This is a genomic window from Streptomyces sp. NPDC029466, assembly GCF_055574515.1.
Genome location: NZ_JBVHZH010000003.1, coordinates 122,226 through 141,459, shown reverse-complemented (window position 1 = coordinate 141,459; position 19,234 = coordinate 122,226). Strand labels below are relative to the sequence as shown.

General features: G+C 71.8%; 17 protein-coding genes. 10 read left to right on the top strand and 7 right to left on the bottom strand.

The annotated features are described in order from the left end of the window. Positions 1–121: 121 nt before the first annotated feature. A complete protein-coding gene (locus ACZ4XD_RS04195; protein WP_468038003.1) occupies positions 122–661 on the bottom strand; it encodes a gamma carbonic anhydrase family protein in 540 nt (179 codons plus the stop codon). A 151-nt stretch (positions 662–812) separates the two neighbouring features. Here ACZ4XD_RS04195 and ACZ4XD_RS04190 point away from each other — a divergent pair, with 151 nt between their 5' ends. Beyond that, positions 813–1,577, top strand: a complete 765-nt coding sequence (locus tag ACZ4XD_RS04190) for an acyltransferase (protein ID WP_468038001.1) — start codon at positions 813–815, stop codon at positions 1,575–1,577. 42 nt (positions 1,578–1,619) lie between these two features. Here the strand turns inward: ACZ4XD_RS04190 and ACZ4XD_RS04185 are convergent, their stop codons facing one another. Next, positions 1,620–2,489, bottom strand: a complete 870-nt coding sequence (locus tag ACZ4XD_RS04185) for an EamA family transporter (RefSeq protein WP_468037999.1) — start codon at positions 2,487–2,489, stop codon at positions 1,620–1,622. 105 nt (positions 2,490–2,594) lie between these two features. Here ACZ4XD_RS04185 and ACZ4XD_RS04180 point away from each other — a divergent pair, with 105 nt between their 5' ends. Beyond that, complete coding sequence (locus ACZ4XD_RS04180; RefSeq protein WP_423611739.1) at positions 2,595–3,167, top strand: XRE family transcriptional regulator; 573 nt, start codon at positions 2,595–2,597, stop codon at positions 3,165–3,167. A 43-nt stretch (positions 3,168–3,210) separates the two neighbouring features. Continuing rightward, complete coding sequence (locus ACZ4XD_RS04175; RefSeq protein WP_468037997.1) at positions 3,211–3,768, top strand: YbaK/EbsC family protein; 558 nt, start codon at positions 3,211–3,213, stop codon at positions 3,766–3,768. Between the two features lie 36 nt (positions 3,769–3,804). Here the strand turns inward: ACZ4XD_RS04175 and ACZ4XD_RS04170 are convergent, their stop codons facing one another. Then, positions 3,805–4,374: a hypothetical protein gene (locus ACZ4XD_RS04170; RefSeq protein ID WP_468037995.1), complete on the bottom strand. Its 570-nt coding sequence runs from the start codon at positions 4,372–4,374 to the stop codon at positions 3,805–3,807. 654 nt (positions 4,375–5,028) lie between these two features. On the opposite strand from ACZ4XD_RS04170, the gene ACZ4XD_RS04165 reads away from it, so the two are divergent. Next, a complete protein-coding gene (locus tag ACZ4XD_RS04165) occupies positions 5,029–5,250 on the top strand; it encodes a glycine-rich domain-containing protein (protein ID WP_468037993.1) in 222 nt (73 codons plus the stop codon). Between the two features lie 505 nt (positions 5,251–5,755). On the opposite strand, the gene ACZ4XD_RS04160 is transcribed toward ACZ4XD_RS04165, so the two are convergent. Both ACZ4XD_RS04160 and ACZ4XD_RS04155 read right to left on the bottom strand, forming a co-directional pair. Continuing rightward, the gene (locus ACZ4XD_RS04160) at positions 5,756–6,163 is read right to left on the bottom strand and encodes a CoA-binding protein (protein ID WP_468037991.1); all 408 of its coding nucleotides are present in this window, start codon (positions 6,161–6,163) and stop codon (positions 5,756–5,758) included. Between the two features lie 172 nt (positions 6,164–6,335). Then, entirely contained in the window at positions 6,336–7,118 is a 783-nt protein-coding gene (locus ACZ4XD_RS04155) for a type VII secretion system-associated protein (protein WP_468037989.1), read from the bottom strand. A 263-nt stretch (positions 7,119–7,381) separates the two neighbouring features. Here ACZ4XD_RS04155 and ACZ4XD_RS04150 point away from each other — a divergent pair, with 263 nt between their 5' ends. Then, the gene (locus tag ACZ4XD_RS04150) at positions 7,382–8,008 is read left to right on the top strand and encodes a YigZ family protein (RefSeq protein ID WP_468037987.1); all 627 of its coding nucleotides are present in this window, start codon (positions 7,382–7,384) and stop codon (positions 8,006–8,008) included. Positions 8,009–8,098: 90 nt separating this feature from the next. Here the strand turns inward: ACZ4XD_RS04150 and ACZ4XD_RS04145 are convergent, their stop codons facing one another. Then, entirely contained in the window at positions 8,099–10,612 is a 2,514-nt protein-coding gene (locus tag ACZ4XD_RS04145) for an ABC transporter permease (protein ID WP_468037985.1), read from the bottom strand. Continuing rightward, entirely contained in the window at positions 10,612–11,355 is a 744-nt protein-coding gene (locus tag ACZ4XD_RS04140) for an ABC transporter ATP-binding protein (RefSeq protein WP_468037983.1), read from the bottom strand. The genes ACZ4XD_RS04145 and ACZ4XD_RS04140 overlap by 1 nt, the downstream gene beginning before the upstream one ends. Positions 11,356–11,577: 222 nt before the next feature. On the opposite strand from ACZ4XD_RS04140, the gene ACZ4XD_RS04135 reads away from it, so the two are divergent. The 5 genes from ACZ4XD_RS04135 to ACZ4XD_RS04115 all read left to right on the top strand — a co-directional run bounded on the left by ACZ4XD_RS04135 (position 11,578) and on the right by ACZ4XD_RS04115 (position 19,116). Continuing rightward, a complete protein-coding gene (locus ACZ4XD_RS04135) occupies positions 11,578–12,729 on the top strand; it encodes a sensor histidine kinase (RefSeq protein ID WP_468037982.1) in 1,152 nt (383 codons plus the stop codon). Further along, on the top strand, positions 12,726–13,373 hold the full coding sequence (locus ACZ4XD_RS04130) for a response regulator (RefSeq protein ID WP_468037980.1): 648 nt from the start codon (positions 12,726–12,728) through the stop codon (positions 13,371–13,373). The genes ACZ4XD_RS04135 and ACZ4XD_RS04130 overlap by 4 nt, the downstream gene beginning before the upstream one ends. A 235-nt stretch (positions 13,374–13,608) precedes the next feature. Next, complete coding sequence (locus ACZ4XD_RS04125; protein ID WP_468037979.1) at positions 13,609–14,775, top strand: exonuclease SbcCD subunit D; 1,167 nt, start codon at positions 13,609–13,611, stop codon at positions 14,773–14,775. Next, positions 14,772–18,047 carry an AAA family ATPase gene (locus ACZ4XD_RS04120; RefSeq protein ID WP_468037977.1) on the top strand — a complete coding sequence of 1,092 codons (3,276 nt, stop codon included), beginning with the start codon at positions 14,772–14,774 and terminating at the stop codon, positions 18,045–18,047. The genes ACZ4XD_RS04125 and ACZ4XD_RS04120 overlap by 4 nt, the downstream gene beginning before the upstream one ends. A gap of 247 nt (positions 18,048–18,294) precedes the next feature. Beyond that, on the top strand, positions 18,295–19,116 hold the full coding sequence (locus ACZ4XD_RS04115) for an SDR family oxidoreductase (protein ID WP_468038348.1): 822 nt from the start codon (positions 18,295–18,297) through the stop codon (positions 19,114–19,116). Positions 19,117–19,234: the final 118 nt, after the last annotated feature.

The window sequence follows — 19,234 nt, the reverse complement described above, 5'->3', positions numbered from 1 at the left end:
TTCCCCCCCCCCTCCCCCCCCCCCCCCCCCCCCCCCCCCCCCCCCCCCCCCCCCCCCCCCCCCCCCCCCCCCCCCCCCCCCCCCCCCGGCGTCCGGACCCCGCGCTCTCCCGTGGGCCGGCTCAGTCCCCGGAGTCCGCGACCACTTCCCGGTGCTGGGCCGCCAACTCCAGATACATGACCGCATTGAGCTTGATGGTCTCGCGCTCCTCGTCGGTCAGCTGCCGCTTGACCTTCGCCGGCACCCCGGCGACCAGCGAACCGGGCGGGACCCGCATGCCCTGGGGGACCAGCGCCTGCGCGGCGACCAGCGAGCCGGCGCCGATGTGCGCGCCGTTCAGCACCGTGGCACCCATGCCGATCAGGACATCGTCCTCGACGGTGCAGCCGTGCAGCACCGCGTTGTGCCCGACCGAGACCCGTGCGCCGACGGTCACCGGGAAGCCGGGATCGACATGGACCGTGCAGTTGTCCTGGATGTTGCTGTCGGCGCCGAGCACGATCGGGCCGCAGTCCGCCCGCAGCACCGTGTGGTACCAGACGCTGGTGCCCGGAGCCATCGTGACCTCGCCGAGCACGACGGATGTGGGGGCGGTGAACGCCTTCTGATCGATCTTCGGCTCCTTGCCGCCCACCGGTGAAATCAACGCCCGTGCCGTCATCCTGGACCTCCTCGTCGTTCTGCGCCGCGCCGAGAGCACCGTAGACGACGGGCGCGCCGCGGGCTCGTGCCGGGCGGTGCGGTGCGCCGGTGGGGCGAAGATCACAGCCCGTGGCGGGGCCCTCCGGCCGCGGGCTGAGTACGGTGTGCGAGTGCCGATAAACCAGAACGTGTTCTCGTCTGTCGCGGCCTGGCGGCGCCGGGCCGTGTCGCGCGCCGTCCACCGCGGCGCGCGCTGGGTGCGCGAGGCCGCGGCCGTGACGGCCGAGCGCCCGGGCCCGTACCGCTTCCGCCGGATCGGCACCGGCACCCGGCTCGCCTACCCGCAGGGCACGGTCTTCGGTGACCCGTGGATCGAGCTCGGCGACCACTGCATCATCGCTCAGGACGTGACGCTGACGGCGGGCATGATGCCCGACCTCGATCTCGGTGCGGAGCCGATCCTCACGCTGGGAAACGGTGTGGTGCTGGGCCGCGGCAGCCATGTGATCGCCGATGTCCGGCTGACGATCGGCGATGACTGCTTCTTCGGTCCCGGCGTCTACGTCACCACCACCAACCACAGTTATGACGACCCCGAGGTGCCGGTCGGCAAGCAGTGGCCGCGCAGCGACCCGGTCGCCATCGGTCCCGGCAGCTGGATCGGGACCGGTGCGGTGATCCTGCCCGGGGCGCGGCTGGGCCGGAATGTGGTCGTCGCGGCCGGGGCGGTGGTGCGTGGTGATGTTCCCGATCACGCGGTGGTCGCCGGCGCGCCCGCCCGGATCGTCCGCCGCTGGGATCCCCGGCAGGGCTGGCAGCCGCCGCTGCGCACCCCGGCGCCGGTGCCGATACCCGAGGGCGTCACCCCGGAGCAGCTGGTCGCACTGGAGGAGTGGCAGGCGGCGGAGGCCGGCGAGGCGTACGAGACGTCCTGATCCGGCGTCAGGTGCGGCGGAGCGCCGCCGGCCCCGATGCGGTCAGCCGCCGGAGGCGAGCAGGGCCGAGCCGACCAGGGCGAGGGAGGCGCCGGCCGTCTGGATGGCCCGCAGCCGCTCCTTGAGGATGCCGAGTGCGGCGAGCGTGGTGACGACCGGGTAGAGGGAAGCGAGCACCGCCGCGATGGTGACCGGTCCGCTCTGCGCGGCGAGGGCGTAGGTGCCGTTCGCGGCGACATCGGCGATACCGACGAAGCCGAGTGCGGGCAGCGCGTCCCGGAGCGCCGGCAGCCCGCCCTCGGGCAGGGCCGGAGTGCCGCGCCGCACCGACGCGTAGAGCGCGACGCCGCCGACGGCGACATTGCACAGCCGCTGGACGAACAAGGCGAGGAAGAGCCCGGTCACGGTCGTCGACGCCTCCGAGATCAGCGCCATCACCGCGCCGAAGCCGAGCGCCGAGATCACCGTCAGGGTGATCGTCCGGCCGGCCACGGAGGCACCGCTGATCCGCGGGCCGCCCGCCAGCACGACCCCGACCACGGCCACCAGCATGCCGCTGACCTGGAGCAGGCCCGGCCGCTCACCCGCCACGATCCCCACACCCAGCGGAACGAGCACCGTGCCGAACGAGGCGAGCGGGGAGACCACGCCCATCGGGCCGAGCGCCAGCGCGCGGTAGAAGCAGAGCATGGCGGCGGGGCCGACGACACCCGCTCCGACCGCGAACCACAGCTGCGGTCCGGCCTCCCGCCAGCCGCCGGTGGCCAGCACGATGGCGCCCAGCACGACGGCGGCCAGGGCCTGGGAGACCACCACTACGGTCAGCGCCTGGAACCGTCGGGTCAGCAGTCCGCCGCCGAAGTCGGCGAGCCCCCACAGAAGGCTGGTGGCCAGGGCGAAGACCGCTGTCATGGTGAAACCTCGCAGTACAGTGAACCGGACGCTGAAGTACACCACACCGTAGTGCAGCAGACTGTACTGGGGTATCGAATATATTGGCCTCGACTTGGACGGACCGTGACGGATCTCGACCAGCTCACACAGTCGCTCGCCCGCAACCTCAAGCACTGGCGCGCCGAGCGCGGCTTCACCCTCGATGCGCTGGCGGCCCGCGCCGGTGTCAGCCGCGGCATGATCATCCAGATTGAGCAGGCCCGTACGAACCCCAGCGTGGGGACCACCGTCAAGATCGCCGACGCGCTCGGCGTCAGCATCACCACGCTCCTCGACTACGAACAGGGCCCGCAGGTACGGATCGTGACCCCGCAGGAGGCGGTCCGGCTCTGGTCCACCGACGCCGGCAGCTTCACCTCGCTCCTGGTAGGCGCCGAGGCACCCGGCCCCTACGAACTATGGGACTGGCGGCTGATGCCCGGCGACAGCAGCACCTCCGATCCGCATCCGCCCGGCACCGTCGAACTGCTGCATGTCCGGGCCGGCACGCTGACGCTGGTCGTGGACGGCGAGGAGCACGAGGTGCCCGCCGGTGCCTCGGCGACCTTCGAGGCCAAGGTCGCGCACGGCTACCGCAACGACGGCACGGAACCGGTCGAGATGACCATGTCGGTGATCATCCCGCCCGTACGCTGAGACGGCCCGCCGCCGGGCCGTCCCGGCTGTTAGCTTGGCGGGCATGCCCGTCCCGATGGATGCTTTTGACGAGGTCCGGCCCGCCGTCGAGTGCCTGGACCTGCTGCCAGAGCCGGTGGCCGCGGCGATCCGTGCCTGGGGCGGCTCGGTGCCCGTCGAGGAGCTGCGCCACGTCGACACGGATCCGGCGATCGCGGACACCGCGCTGCTCGTCGAGCGCTACGGCCCCTGGCTCCTGGAACAGTCGGCGAACTGCGTGGTGGTAGCCGGCAAACGCGGCGGCGAGGCCACCCTGGCCGCCTGCGTCGTCCTCTCGCACACCCGCGTCGACGTCAATGGAGTGGTGCGTCGTCAACTGGGCGCGCGCAAGGCGTCGTTCGCGCCGATGGACAAGGCCGTCGGCGACAGCGGGATGGAGTACGGCGGCATCACCCCGATCGGCCTGCCCGCCGACTGGCCGCTGTTCGTGGACGCCGCCGTCGTCGACACCCCCTACGCCCTGATCGGCAGCGGCAGCCGCCGCGGCAAACTCATCGTCCCCGGCAAGGCCCTGGCCGAACTCCCGGGCGCGACGGTGCTGGACGGGCTGGGAATCGCCTGAGGGCTGCGCGCCGGTCCGGTCGCTTGCGTGCGCGGACTACAGCTCTACCGGTCGGCCGCTGTCCCACAGCGTCGTCACGTGACTGGCGAACCGGTCGTACAGTCCGTCGTCCTCAAGCCGGCGGAGGTGGAGCATGGGGGACTCGTCGCCGAGCAACGAGGCGATGTGCGGGGTCACCAGCATCTGATCATCGAACTGAAAGACGGACAGCGCGATGTGCTGATCGCTGAATCGCGCTTCGATCCCACGGCACTCGCCCATCTTCTCCAGCGCATCCAGCGTGATCTTGATGCGTGTGCTGACGGTGAGGGGGACGCCCTCCACTTCCTCCCGCTTGCGCGTGACGTCCGACTCCGGGTCGCCGACCAGGAACCGGATCCGGGCGCCGGCCTCGGCCTTGGCCTTCAGACGCGCCCCTAGGCGGGGGTGCTGCTGCCACAGGAAGTAGTTCGTGTAGCCGGCTAACGCCAGATTCTGGGACGCACCGTCGATGAGCGACGCCCACAGCGACGTGGGGGCGGCGCTGCGGAAAGGGTAGGCCGCGATGATCTCGCGGTCATGCCCCGTTTTGACGTGAGAACGCACCGACTTGGGCCACAGAGTCATGGGGTCCACTCCTAGCGCGCGGCCGGCCTCCTCCTGAGTGGATTCGCGGGGAGCCCGGTCAGGGTTGCTCAGCCATCGTTCTACGGTCTTGTGTTCAACCCCGACCATACGTGCTAGCTGCCGGGGCCTGATACCGGCACTCGCCATAGCGTCTTGCAGCGCAGTATTCAAGGTTCCTCCCGGGACGTTTGGGCCACTCAGGACGATAGAGCCGAAGAGGCCGCTCCGTCCCGGCTATGGGCGTACCAACGTCCCCTGTAGCGGCGTTTATTGGAGACATGAGCGAACCGAGAGGGATTCAGACGCCCCCGGTGCAGCTGACGGAGCCGTACGGAGACCTGCCTACGCCGGATCCGAACTGCCCCGACTGCACAGCGTGGGTGAAGGTGCGGGACGAGGCGCGCGAGCGCCAAGACTGCGCGGCGGCTGCGATCGCATCAACGGAGCTGCTACTCCACAACCGGAAAGAGGCGTGCCGGCGGGAGCAAGCGACGTCGCCGGGCGACCCTCCATGAACGTCCGTCCCAGGTTCGCTTTGGTCGGCATCCCCTGGGCGGGCCGTAGGAAGAGAAGAGCCGTCTCCGGCCGAATGCCTGGACAGCGATCACGGTCGGAGACGGCAGGCGTACGACACAACTCAAAGAGAGGCCGCACGTGTTAACGGTAAGCGATCTGATCAGCCCGGCAGCGTTCCTGAGCGTCGTCGGGACCGTGCAGGACGCCAACCCCGGCATGGCAGGGGACATGGCGCAGCGCATCACGAACGAGGGACTGAAGTTCATCGTTGCCTGCGCCAAGATGCCTGATGTCGCCCTGGCTCCCTCCCGCGTCGTTGACGAAGGCTGGCATGCGCTCATCCTCCACACGAAGGTGTAGGAGGAGCTGTGCGCGTCGCTGGGCGACTTCGTCCACCACTACCCCGGCTACGACCCGGACAACTACGACCCTCTGATCCTGGTGCGCACGCAGGACGCCATCCGTATCGCCGGGTATGACGTCGATGAGGAGCTATGGGGAGCCCCGACGGGTGATCAACTCATCGCGGTCTCCGCGAAGTGTCAGCATTCGCCGTCGGACACCGGCCCCATCAAGCCCATGCCGACGCCCCGCCCGCCGTGCCGGGACAAGCCATAACCGACGTCTGCCACACTCGGTGCGTCGATTGGAGCCCCCATGGCCGAGTTGATCAATTCGCGGTACGCCGCCCTTGTGGCTGCGTACCGCGAGGCTCAGGTGGAGGAGCAGGAGGAGACGACCCCTGTACGGGGCTTCATCCTCCCTGATGCTGAGCCCACGCCCGAGTAACGCAGCGCACCCCCGGAGCCCCGTTCGCGAGCCACGCGGACGGGGCTTTTCAGGCCAGGTGCATTCGGCCCCCCACTCAGCCCAGACGAGGCAGTTCGATCGCCGGGCAGCGGTCCATCACCATGTCGAGACCGGAGTCGTGCACCCGGTTCCAGGCCGCCTCGTCGACGACGCCCAGCTGGAACCAGACGGCCTTCGCCCCGACCGTCACGGCCTCATCGGCGACCGGGCCGGCCAGCTCGCTGTTGACGAAGACATCGACGACATCGACCGGGAAGGGGATCGCGGAGAGCGAGGGGTAGCCCTGCTCGCCATGGACGCGCTCGGCCTTCGGATGCACCGGCACGATCCGCTTGCCGTAGCGCTGGAGCACCTCCGCGACGCCGTGCGCCGGGCGCTGCTCGTTGTTGGACAGGCCCACGACCGCCCAGGTGTCGCCGAGCTCGGTCAGGATCCTGCGGATCGTACTGGGGTCGCCGTACACGCACTGCCTCCTGCGGATGGAAGAGTCCTGTGCCGATCAACGGACGGCGTGACCCGGAGATTCCCGTCGCGGAGGGTGACCACTCCGCGGAGTGAGACAGCCGGTGTGCGCCGCACGGCAGACGCCCCGCCCGAAGGGGAAGACGGGCGGGGCGGGTCTTTTGCGCGGTGGTTCAGTTCGCGCCGCGGGCCATTCCGCTGCCGGCCATTCCGGCCCCCACCACGGTGCTGCCCTTCGCGGCACGGGCCGGTTTGCCGATGCCGCGGCCGCTGCCGACGGGCTCGGCGCCGCCGGCTCCGGTTCCCGGCCGCGGTGCCACGGGCGTGGCCGGTTCCCGGGCTTCGGTTCCGGTCACCGCGGCCAGCGCCGCGCGCAGCTCCTCGGTGTCCACCAGCATGCTCACCGGCCCGGTCGGGTTGAGGTACAGGGCATGCCCCGGCGGCAGCTGCTCGACGAGGTCGGCCACCGGCCGACGGTCGTACAGCAGCCGGCCCACCGATTCGAGGTAGCTCTGCGAGGTGTAGACGGGGATCACCGGAGTGCCCTCGGGTGAGGCGGCGGCCAGTGGTGTACCGGTCGCGGTCACCAGGACGGAGACCTCCGCGCGCGCCAGCGCCTCCGTGACGTCCTGCCCCGGCCCGTAGCCGGTCGCGGCGAGCTGGAGTGCGCCGTCGACCGCGTCCGTCGGCTCGGACCAGTCCAGCATCTGGGGCGACGGCCGGTACTCCGGATTGTCCCGCCACTCCTCGATCTCGCCCGTCGGACCCGACCGCCACTGGCCGATCAGCGCCCACAGCGGTGGCGGCCCTTCTCCCCGCCAGGTCAGATCCACCATGGCCAGCCAGTGGTCGGGCGCCGTGCGTGCCGCCTCGATGACCTCCGGCGGGGGCTCGGGCATCTCCTCGCCCGTCACCGGAACGCCCGCCGTCATCGCCGACTGTGTGCTCTCTTCCATGCAGCCCTCCGCAAACCCGCCGTTCCTACCTGTACGAGCGGGGCCCCGGAAACACGAGGCTCTCGCACCGCCCTCACAGTGCCCACGGGCGGCGCGGACGTCTCCCCGACGCACCGTGCGGACGGGGCGGGTACGCCGCGTGGCCGTGCGCACTGCGCCCGTACGGCGGACCCCCGCGCCCTTACGGCGGACAGCCCCGCGCGGCGCGGACCACCGGGACCGGCCGGTGCCCGCCTGTCAGAGGGGCCGCATAGGCTGGTCCGATGCAGGAGCAGTACCGCACGCTCGCGCGCGAGGGTGTCCACGAGATCGAGATCAACAAGTCCCGCTTCCTCTGCGCGCTCGCGCCCGTCGCGACCGAGGCCGAGGCCCAGGACTTCATCGCGCGCATCCGCAAGGAGCACCCCACCGCCCGCCACCACTGCTTCGCCTATGTCCTGGGCGCCGACGGCGGTATCCAGAAGGCGAGCGACGACGGCGAGCCGGGCGGCACCGCGGGCGTCCCGATGCTGCAGATGCTGGTGCGCCGCGAGGTCCGCTATGTCGTCGCCGTCGTCACCCGCTACTTCGGCGGCGTCAAGCTCGGTGCCGGCGGCCTCATCCGTGCGTACGGAGGCGTCGTCGGTGAGGCGCTGGACGCGCTGGGCACCGTCACCCGGCAGCGTTTCCGGCTGGTGACGGTCACCGTCGACCACCAGCGGGCGGGCCGGGTGGAGAACGACCTGCGCACCACGGGGCGGGCGGTGCGTGAGGTGACGTACGGGGCGGAGGTGCGCATCGAGATCGGGCTGCCGGAGGCCGATCTGGACACCTTCCGCGCCTGGCTCGCGGACACCACGGCCGGTACGGCGCGGGTGGAACTGGGGGGCGAGGCTTATGGGGCGGTCTGATGGGGCGGGTCTGGCGCGCACGGTGGTCGGGGCCGCCGACCCGGGCTGATGCCCACCGCGCCGGGACGGCGCACCCCGAACCACCTGTCGCTACCCGCCGGCGATCGCCGCCAGCATCTTCGTACGGGCCGCCCGGCGGGCCGGCCATATCGCGGCCAGCACTGCCGCGAGGGTGATACCGACCAGCGACAGGCCGATGATTCCGGCGGGGAGCGAGAAGTCCCACAACCGTTGCCCGAACATGGCGTGTTGCATGACGGCGCCCGCCGGGACACCGACGGCCACCCCGAGCAGGGCACCGAAGAGCGAGATCACAATGCTCTCCACCCTGATGGTCCGGCGGACCAGGAGCCGGGTGGCACCCACCGCGCGGATCACTCCGATCTCACGGGTGCGCTCCATGACCGAGAGCACCAAGGTGTTGACGACACCGGACACCGCGATCAGGATCGCGACGCCGAACATGGCGTACATCAGGGTGAAGGCCAGTGACTGCTGGGCGACGCCCTGTGCGACCAACGTCTCACGGCTGCCGACGGATACGTCCGGGCGGTCACGGAAGGCCGCCCGTATGCTGTCCCGCGCCCTGTCCGGGTCGGGTCCCGTGGCGTACAGCATTGTGATCTGCCGACGCACGGACGTGGGCGCCTTGTTGACGTCGAGGAAGATGCTGGCTTGTAGTTCGGTGGCGTCGTAGATCCCCACCACGGTCTGCGTGACGGCGGTCCGGGCGTTCAGATGCAGCGTGATCCTGTCGTTCATGCCCAGGCCCATCATGTCGGCCTGGTTCTGTGAGATGACCACGCCGCGCGTCAGGTCGAGGCTCCCTGCTGTGAGGCGCGGGGTGAGCGGGCCCTTGAGGCCCGCCGGCTCGATGGCGGAGATCCGGCGCTCGGTGCTGCCGCCCCGGTAGGTCAGCCCGACCAGCACATCGCGGCTCCCGGCCACCTGGGTGACCCCGGGCAGTTTCCTGACCTTCTCGGCCTCGGCGGGGGTGAGCGACGACTCGCCCCCGGCCGCGGACTGTAGGACCGTGGTCGAAGTCGGCACGTTCGCCCGGGTCGTTGAGGCGATCAGTGTGGAGAAGGAAGCGCTTAGCGTGGCGAACGCGCAGACCAGAGCCAGCCCGACGGTGAGGGCGGTCGCCGTGCCGGAGGTCCGTCGCGGGTCGCCCGCCGCGTTGCGCAGACCAAGCCGGACCGACGGTCCCGACCGCGCCCCGAGAAGACGCATCAGCGGACGGAGCAGCACCTCGGCGAAGCAGGGCGCGAGCACGATCATGCCGATGACGCCGAGGACCGCTCCCGCGAGCGCGCTGATCCGCCCGAGGTTGGACGCGCTGGGGCCCGCCGTGACGGCGACCATGATGAGACCGAGGACGACACAGCCGGCACCGCTGACGTTGCGCGTCCGCTTCGTCTCGCGGGGGACGGTCTCGGCGGTGCGCAGCGCAGCGACCGGTGGGACGGCGGCGGCCCGCCGTGAGGAGCGGTACGCAGCCACCACGGTCACCAGCAGGGCGACCCCGTATCCGAGCAGGACGGCCACCGGGCTGACGGTGAAGTCGACGTCGCCCTCCGGCCGCATCACGGCAATCATCGAGGGGCCCAGTGCTACACCGGCCAACGTGCCGAGGGTGCCGCCGACCACTCCGAGCACACCGGCCTCGACGAGGATCCCGGCCCGGACCTGGCTCTTGCGCGCACCCACGGCCCGGAGCAGCGCGAACTGCCGGGTCCGCCGGCTCACCAGCAGGGTGAAGGTGTTGGCGATGACGAACATGCCGACCAGGAGCGCGACCGCCGCGAAGGGCAGCATCGTCATCCGGAGGTCCTGCGCCTCGGAGTCCGACTGCTGCACGGCGGCGCGGGCCAGGGCGCTGCCCGTCTCGACGTGGTACTCGTCGGACACGTCTTTCTGCACGGCTGCCTTGATCGCTTCGGGACTTGCACCGACCGTGGGGATCAGCTCGATGCGGTGAAACCGCGAGCCGAGCAACGTCGCGGCGGTCGCCGAGTCGTAGGCCACCACGGGTACCGCATCGGATGCCTCGTTCACGTCCGTCGTGGCGCTGGGGCCCAGCCGGTGGTAGGTGAAGAGCGCCGTCACCCTGGCACTGTCGGAACGTCCGGCGGACAGCAGCACCCGGGCGGTGTCGCCCACCGAGAGGCCGGCGGAATCGGCATCGGCCTTGCGGAGCGCGACCTGGCCCGGACCGGTGGGTGCCGTGCCTGCCTCGATGGTGAACCGTTTGTCGTCGCTCCAGTTCGTGCCGGCCCGGTCCAGCACCGTGGTCGTCCTGATGAACTTGTTGCCACGACCGATCAGTCCGGCGCGGCCGACTACCACACCCGCGGCGCGCCGGACCCCGGGCGTACGGGCCAGCCGGTCCCGGTCCGCGGCGGTGAGCAGCGGTTCCTTTCCGGGGCTCTGCACCGAGACACCTACATCATTGCGGGTCTCCTGGCCCACGAGGGTGAGGGCGATGGAGTCGCTCACCACCCAGCTTCCGACCGTCGCCGTCACGCCGAGAGCGATGGCGATGAGCGTCATCACCACACGGCCCTTGTGCGCGAGCAGGTCGCGCAGCATCGCCTTCAGCATCAGGCGGCTGCCTTCTCGAACGACTTCATTCGCTCCAACACGCCGTCGGCGGAGGGTGACTGGAGTTCGTCCACGAGATGGCCGTCTTTGAGGAACAGCACCCGGTCCGCGTAGGCGGCGGCACTCGGCTCGTGGGTCACCATCGCCACCGTCCGGCCGAGAGCGTCGACACTGTGGCGGAGAAATGTGAGCAGCTCCGCGGAGGCGGCGGAGTCCAGTGCGCCGGTTGGCTCGTCTGCGAAGACCACCTCGGGCCGGGTTACCAGTGCCCGGGCGCAGGCCACGCGCTGCTGCTGGCCACCGGACAGCTCGCTGGGCCGGTGGTGCAGCCGGCTTCGCAGATTCAGCGCTTCGATGACCTTGTCCACCGTGTCCTGGTCGTGCTTCCGGCCGGCCAGGTCGAAGGGGAGCGTGATGTTTTCGAGTGCGGTGAGGGTAGGGAGAAGGTTGAAAGCCTGGAAGACGAATCCCACACGGTCACGGCGCAGATGGGTGAGCGCGTTGTCGCGCAGGCCCGTTAACTCGGTGTCCCCGATCCACACCCTGCCCTCGTCCGCCTGGTCGAGCCCCGCGACGCAGTGCATCAGCGTTGATTTACCGGAGCCGGACGGCCCCATGATCGCGGTGAACTCACCGCGACGGAAATCCACATCGACTCCTGCGAGAGCGACCACCCGGGAGTCGCCCGATCCATAGCCTTTCGCGAGCCCGGTGGCTCGGACGGCAGCTGTTGTCTGTGTCATGGAGTGAAGTGTGTGAGCGTGAACCACCGCGGTGCGTCGCCCAAAGGGCAACAAGATTCCCTGACTTAGGTGGAGAGAGTGCTCAACTTTCGTGGGGTCCACGGCAGACGAACGGCAGAAGCCGGGCCGACCCTGACCAACTAGGCTCGATTCGTGACACAAGGTTGGGAAAGTGCACTTCGGCAGCACCTGCGGCGCTTAGGTGACCGCTGGGGACTCGCCATGCTGTCTGCCGTGTTCGGGGCGGGCGCCTTGCTGTGGCACGAGGCAGGCCCCGTTCCCCATGTGCTGACGGAGTGGGGCTGGATGCCGCTGGCCGGCCATGTCCTGTCGGTGGTGATCGCCGTGGCGTCCGCGATCACCGTCCTCATGCTGCCGCGCCGGCCGTGGCCGTTGATCACCATGGGCGCGGTGGCGTGGATGCTGCTGTCGGTCTGGATTCCGCTGGGCATCGGGTCGTATGTCGCGGCGCGCACATCGCGCAGCCCGCGGAACCTGGTCTGGTACCTCGTGGGTGGCGGCGCCCTCGCCGTGCTGCCGACGGCCACGGGCGTGGCCATCGGGATGCCGGGTCTCAGCGGGGAAGACCTGCTCCCATCGCTCGGCGGTGCGGTGCTGTTCGTGTGGCTCCCCGCGGCACTGGGCCTGTGGAGCAAGGCCCGCCGTGAGGTGATCGACGGGATCGAGGAGCGTGCCACACAGCGCGAGAGGGAGCAGATCGCGCGCGCCGAGCGGGCGCGCACACAGGAACGGGCCCGCATCGCCCGGGACATGCACGACATCGTCGCTCACCGGGTGTCGCTCATGGTGCTGCACGCGGGGGCGCTGGAGGTCAACGCCAAGGATGAGGAGACAGCCGCCGCGGCGGAACTCATCCGCACCACGGGCCGGGAAGCGCTCACGCAGCTCAGGGAAGTTATCGGGGTGCTCAAGAGCGCGAGTGACGGCGGGCCCAGCCTCGGGCCGCAGCCGACCCTGGTGGATCTCGACGGGCTGCTCGACCAGTCGCGTGCCGCGGGAGTCTCCGTGGAGCGGCACGACGAGGGCACCCCCCAACGGCTGCCGACCCTGCTGGAACACGCCGCCTACCGCGTCGTGCAGGAAGCCCTCACCAACGTCCACAAGCACGCCGGTACGGCCCACGCCGAAGTCCTCGTGCGCTACCTGGAGTCGGATCTGGAAGTCGTCGTGTCCAACACGGCACCGAGGGGACCCATCGAGGTACTCCCGGGCAGCGGTACCGGACTCGTGGGCCTGCGCGAGCGGGTCGAACTGCTCGACGGGATATTCGCCGCCCAGCCGAGCCACGGCGGCGGATTCACCGTCGTGGCCCGCTTCCCCCTCTCCCAGCCAGCCCCGGAGGAACGCGCATGATCCGAGTCCTGTTGGTCGACGACGAAGCGCTGGTCCGGGCCGGCCTGCGCATGATCCTTGAACCGGCCGAGGGCATCGAGGTGGTGGCCGAGGCGAGTGACGGCGGCGCGGCGATCATCGCGGCAGCCCAACACCGCCCCGACGTCGTGCTGATGGATGTCAGGATGGCAGGCATGGACGGGCTGACCGCCCTCAAGGAGCTGCGGCGTTCGGCCGACTGTCCCAAGGTGATCATGCTGACCACCTTCGACCTCGATGACTATGTGCACACCGCCCTGCGCAACGGCGCGGCCGGATTCCTCCTCAAAGACACCTCCCCGCGGGATCTGGCCGGTGCCGTCCGTACGGTCGCCGAGGGCAGTGCGATGCTGACGCCGAAGGTCACCAAACGGCTGATCGACGCCTTCGCGGGCATGGCGTCGGAGCGCGCCGGCGAGGCGCGCCGGCGGCTCTCGGCGCTGACCGACCGGGAGGGCGAGGTGGTCCGGGCCGTGGCCAGAGGGCTGTCCAACGCCGAGATCGGACGGGAACTGGCCATGAGCGAAGGCACGGTGAAGGCCCATGTCAGCCGTGGGCTCGCCAAACTGAATCTCGCCAACCGGGTGCAGATGGCGTTACTGGTCCGTGACGCGGGCTTGACGTAGACGCAGATGCAGCGGTCGAGCCGGGGCGGCAAGCGCTCCGCGGAGGCAGCGTCCGCGACACGGGGCGGGCTGAACAATCGCGGACACCTGCCCCGGCCACGGATGCAAGAATGAGGCCCGCAAGGAACGGGGTACGGACAGTGGCCGCCGTGGTGGGAGCCGGTTGCCGGGCCGTGGGGGCCGGGTGCTGGTTCGTGGGTTCTCGGAGGGGAAATATGCAGGTCGGAGCGGCTGGGTGAGATTTCTGCACACCTCCGACTGGCATCTCGGGCGGTCCTTTCACCGGGTGAATCTGCTCTCCGCCCAGCGCGCGTTCCTCGATCATCTCGTCGAGACGGTGCGCGCCCGGGAGATCGACGCGGTGCTGGTCGCGGGCGATGTCTACGACCGTGCCGTGCCGCCGCTAGCCGCCGTCGAGCTGTTCGACGACGCCCTGCACCGGCTCGCCGGGCTCGGTGTCCCGACGGTGATGATCTCCGGCAACCATGACTCGGCCCGCCGGCTGGGCGTCGGCTCCGGGCTGATGGAGCGGGCCGGAATCCACCTGCGGACCGACCCGGCCGACTGCGGCACCCCCGTGCTGCTCGCCGATGCCCATGGTCCGGTGGCGCTCTACGGGCTGCCGTATCTCGAACCCGCCATGGTCCGCGACACCCTCGGGGCACGGCGCGCCGACCATGCGGAGGTGCTCGGCGCGGCCATGGAGCGGGTACGGGCCGATCTCGCCGGGAGGCCCGGGGGGACGCGCTCCGTGGTGCTGGCGCATGCCTTCGTCACCGGCGGTGCGGTCAGCGACAGCGAGCGCGATATCACCGTCGGCGGGGTCGCCTCGGTTCCCGTGGCTGTCTTCGACGGGGTGGACTACGTCGCCCTCGGGCATCTGCACGGCTGTCAGACCCTCACCGAGCGGGTCCGCTACTCCGGATCTCCGCTCGCCTACTCCTTCTCCGAGGCCGAGCACCGCAAGTCGTCATGGATCGTCGATCTCGACGCGGACGGCGCCGTGCACGCGGAACGGGTGGACTGCCCGGTGCCGCGGCCGCTGGCCCGTATCCGCGGACGGCTGGAGCAGCTGCTGGAAGACCCCGGACCGGCCCGGCACGAGGACTCCTGGGTCGAGGCGACCCTCACCGACACCGCCCGCCCGCATGAGCCCATGGCCCGGCTGGTCAAGCGCTTCCCGCACCTCGTCAGCCTGGTCTTCGACCCCGACGACGGGCCCGCCCGCTCGCTGGCGTCGTACGCGCAGCGGCTGCGCGGACGCAGCGACCAGGAAATCGCCGAGGACTTCGTGGAACACGTACGGTCCGGCCGCGCGGCCGATGAGCAGGAGCGGGCCGAACTGCGTTCGGCGATCGACGAGGTACGCGTCGACGACATGGCGGCCGAGGTGGCCCGTTGAGACTGCACCGGCTCTCCGTCACCGCCTTCGGGCCGTTCGGCGGCACCCAGACCATCGACTTCGACCGGCTGACGAGGGACGGTCTCTTTCTGCTGCACGGCGCGACGGGTGCGGGCAAGACCTCGGTTCTGGACGCGGTGTGCTTCGCGCTGTACGGGTCGGTCCCGGGGGCGCGGCAGAGCGGCCAGGCACTGCGCAGCGATCTGGCGGACCCGCTGACGCTCACCGAGGTCGTGCTCGAACTGACCGTGGGCGAACGGCGGTTGGAGATCACCCGGTTGCCCGAGCAGCCACGCCCCAAGAAGCGCGGCAGCGGCACGACGAAGGAGAAGGCGCAGAGCAGGCTGCGGGAGTTCGTGCCGGCCGGGGCCGGGGCCGGGGGAGCGGCGGACGGCGACGGGCCGGAGGGCGATGACGGGCCGGGACGCGGCGACGAGGCCGAGGGCGGCGGCCACTGGAAGGCGCTGAGCCGCTCGCATCAGGAGATCGGTGAGGAAATCGGCCAGCTGCTCGGCATGAGCAAGGAGCAGTTCTGCCAGGTGGTGCTGCTGCCGCAGGGCGACTTCGCGCGCTTTCTGCGGGCCGATGCCGAGGCGCGGGCCCGGCTGCTGGGGCGGCTCTTCGACACCCGGCGGTTCGCCGCGCTCGAAGAGCAGTTGACCGCGCGCCGCAAAGCCGCCGCGGACACCGTCACGGCCGGCGACGAACGGCTGCTGGCGCTGGCACACCGGATGGCGCAGGCGGCCGGGGAGAGCGCCGACCTCACCGATCCGTCGGTTCCGGCGCCGGACCGGGCCGGGGCGACGCAGCAGGGCGCACCGGCGCGCGGACGTGGCGCGGCGGCTGCCGGCGGGCGCGGGCGGGCGACGGCGACGGCCACGAAGCGGGCGACCGTACCGGGGCAGGCCGGGGCCGTGGAGCCCGGCGGACCGGCCGCATCGGCCCGTGGTGGCGCCGCGGAAGATCCGGCCGCACCGGGCCCCGGCGAGCCGGGTTTCGCGGACGCGGTGCTGGTCAGAGCGGCGGTCGCCCGGGTGAGCGCACGGGAACGGCTGACCGTCGCGGACTCCGCGCTGCACGCCGCCGAGGCGGCCGAGCGGGCGGCGGCCGGGAGCTGGGAAGAGGCCCGTGAACGCCACCGGCTCCAGCAGCGGTACGCGGACGCCCGGAGCCGGGCCGCCCGGCTGGAGGCCCATGCCGAGGAGCGTGCGCACACCCGCGAGCGGCTGGAGCGGGCCCGTGCGGCCGCGGAGGTCGCGCCCGCGCTCGCGCTGCGCGACGCCGCCTGGCGTGAGCTGGACGCCGCCCAGCGTGCCGAGCGGCAGCGGCGGGACCCGCTGCCGCCGGATCTCGCTGATGCGGAGAGCGAGAAACTCGCCGCACTGGAAAGGGAGTTGCGGGAGGATCTGGGATCGCTCGGCGCGGCCCGGCGGGCCGAGCGGCGGGCCGCCGACATCGGCCGGGAGCGCGCCGCCCTCGACCGCGAGGCGCGCGCCGACGAACAGACGCTGCTGGACGCCGCCGAGTGGCTCGCCGCGTGGGACGACTCCCAGCGTGCCCACCAGCAGCGCATCGACACGGCGCAGGAGGCCGCCACCCGGGCCGAACAGCTCGGCGCCCGGATCGAACCGGCCGCCGAACGCTGCGAAGCCGCCCGCCGCCGCGACCGCCTCAGCGAAGAGGTGCGGTCGGCGGAAGCGGAGTTGCTCGCCGCCAGGGAGCAATCCGCGGCGGCCCACGAGCACTGGCTCGACCTCAAGGACCGGAGACTGCGCGGGATCGCCGCCGAGCTCGCGGACGGACTGCGTGACGGCGAGGCCTGCGCGGTGTGCGGGGCGACCGAGCACCCCCGGCCGGCCCGGGCCGGTGCGGGCCATGTCGACCGGGCGGCCGAGGAAGCCGCGCTGACCGCGTACCGGCGGACCGAGGACGCCCGGCAGCGGACGGAGGCCCGCTGCCAGGCCGCCAAGGAGGCGCTGGCCGCCGCGGCAGCAACGGTCGGGGACACTCCGGCGGGCGAACTCGCCGCAGAGGTGGCGGAGTTGCGCACCGCATACGCCGACGCCCATGCGCAGGGGGCCGACCTCCATGCCGCCCGCGAGGCGCTCGCCCGCGCCGAGCGCGAATACGAACGGCGTCGCGCCGAGCAGCAGCAGGCGGAGCGCCGGGCCGCTGCCCGTACCTCCCACCGGGAGGCGCTGGACCGCGAACGGGCCACCCTGGAAGAGGAGCTGACCCGCGCGCGCGGTGACAGCCCGAGCGTCGCCGACCGGGCCGCCCGGCTGGAGCGCCAGGTGGCGCTGCTGGCCGCGGCGGCGGAGGCGTCCCGTACGGCGCACTCCTGTGCCCAGCGGCTCAAGGAGGCTGACGAGGGGCTGTCCGACGCCGCCCACCGCGCCGGATTCGACACCCCGCGGGCCGCCGCTGAGGCGCTGCTCCAGGACGACGACTGGCGGGCACTCCAGCGGCGGCTCGATGAGTGGCAGGCCGAATCCGCCGCCGTGGAAGCCGAGTTGGCCGCACCGGAAACCGCGGCCGCGGCGGCGCTGCCGCCCGCCGACCCGGCCGCCGCACAGTCCGCGCACCAGGCCGCGGCGGCCCGGCTGCGCACCGCCTCGGCCACGCATGCCGCGGCCCGGGAACGCTGCGCCGAGCTCGACCGGCTGTCCGCCCGCGCCGAGGCCGACGCCCGCACGCTGGCACCGCTGCGCGCCGCCTACGACCGCATCGCCCGCCTGGCCGCCCTCGCCTCGGGCACGTCCAGCGAGAACGAGCGGCGGATGCGCCTGGAGTCGTATGTGCTCGCCGCCCGGCTCGAACAGGTCGCGGCGGCCGCCAGTGCCCGGCTGCACCGGATGTCCGCCGGCCGCTACACCCTCGTCCACTCCGACGAACGGGCCGGCGGCGCCCGGCGTTCCGGCCTGGGGCTGCATGTCATCGACGCCTGGACCGGCCATGAGCGGGACACTTCCAGCCTCTCCGGCGGCGAGACCTTCTTCGCCTCGCTCGCGCTGGCGCTCGGCCTCGCCGATGTCGTCACCGACGAGGCGGGCGGCACGCGACTGGACACCCTCTTCATCGACGAGGGCTTCGGCAGCCTGGACGAACAGACCCTGGACGAGGTGCTGGACGTGCTGGACTCGCTGCGCGAACGGGACCGCAGCGTCGGCATCGTCAGCCATGTCGCCGACCTCAAGGCGCGGATCCCCGCTCAGCTGGAGGTCGTCAAGGACCGGTCGGGCTCGACGGTCCGGCACCGCGTACGGAGCTGAGTCCGGGGGCCGTCACCGGCTGCCGGTCACGGGCCGCCCGTCCAGCAGTGGAATCGACGGCAGAGCAAGGGCGCTGCCCGGCGATCTCCACCTTTCGGGCCGATGCCGGACGAGACATGCCCCGCCACGCTCACGCGGCCGCCGCCACCCGGCACCGAAAAGCGGGTGACGGCCCGGCCGGCGGCGGCGAGGGTGGGGCGCCATGACCTACGACAAGAGCAGCTCCGCCGAAGGCCCCCGGCCCGCCATGGAGGCCACCGCACCACGCCGCGACCCGTTGCCGCTCCTCGGCCGTACCGCCCTGGTCACCGGAGCGAGCCGGCGCCGTGGCATCGGATACGCCGTCGCCCGGCGCCTGGCCGCCTACGGGGCCGGTGTCTATCTGCACCATCATGTGCCGCACGACGCCGGCCAGCCGTGGGGAGCGGACCCGGGCGGCCCGGAAGCGGTCGCCGACGGGGTACGCGAACTCGCCGCCCCCGGCGCGGTGGTGGCCCACGGACCGGCCGATCTGTCGCGGTCCGACGCCCCCGCCCGCCTCCTCGACACCGCCGCCGAGGCGCTCGGCGGCCGGCTGGACATCCTCGTCGCCAACCATGCCCTCAGCGGCAGCGACGGCACCCTCGACACCATTGACGCGGCGATGCTCGACGCCCACTGGGCGGTCAACACCCGCTCGGTGATCCTGCTCGCGCAGGCCTACGCCCGCCGTCGCCCTGCTGGGCTGCCGGGCGGGCGGATCGTGCTGATGACCTCCGGCCAGGACCTCGGTGACGGGATGCCGGAAGAGATCGCCTACGGTCTGGCCAAGGGGGCGCTGGCCTCGGCGACCCGCAGCCTGGCCACCACGTTCGCCGGTCTCGGAGTCACTGTGAACACCGTCAACCCGGGCCCCGTGGACACCGGTTACGCGGTCGGCGAGCTCCGTGAGCGGGTCGCCGGATGCTTCCCCGGAGGGCAGTGGGGCACCCCCGACGACCCGGCCCGTTTGATCGCCTGGCTGGCGACCGACGAGGCGGGCTGGATCACCGGTCAGGTCATCAACTCCGAGGGCGGCTTCCGTCGTTGACACCCGGATACCGCCGCCATCCCACCGGTCCCGTCCCGCGGTGATGCCGACGGCCCGACGGGCGGGGGCGGCGGCCGGCCCTCACTGGCCATGGCCGGCCGCCGCCCCCACAAGACCT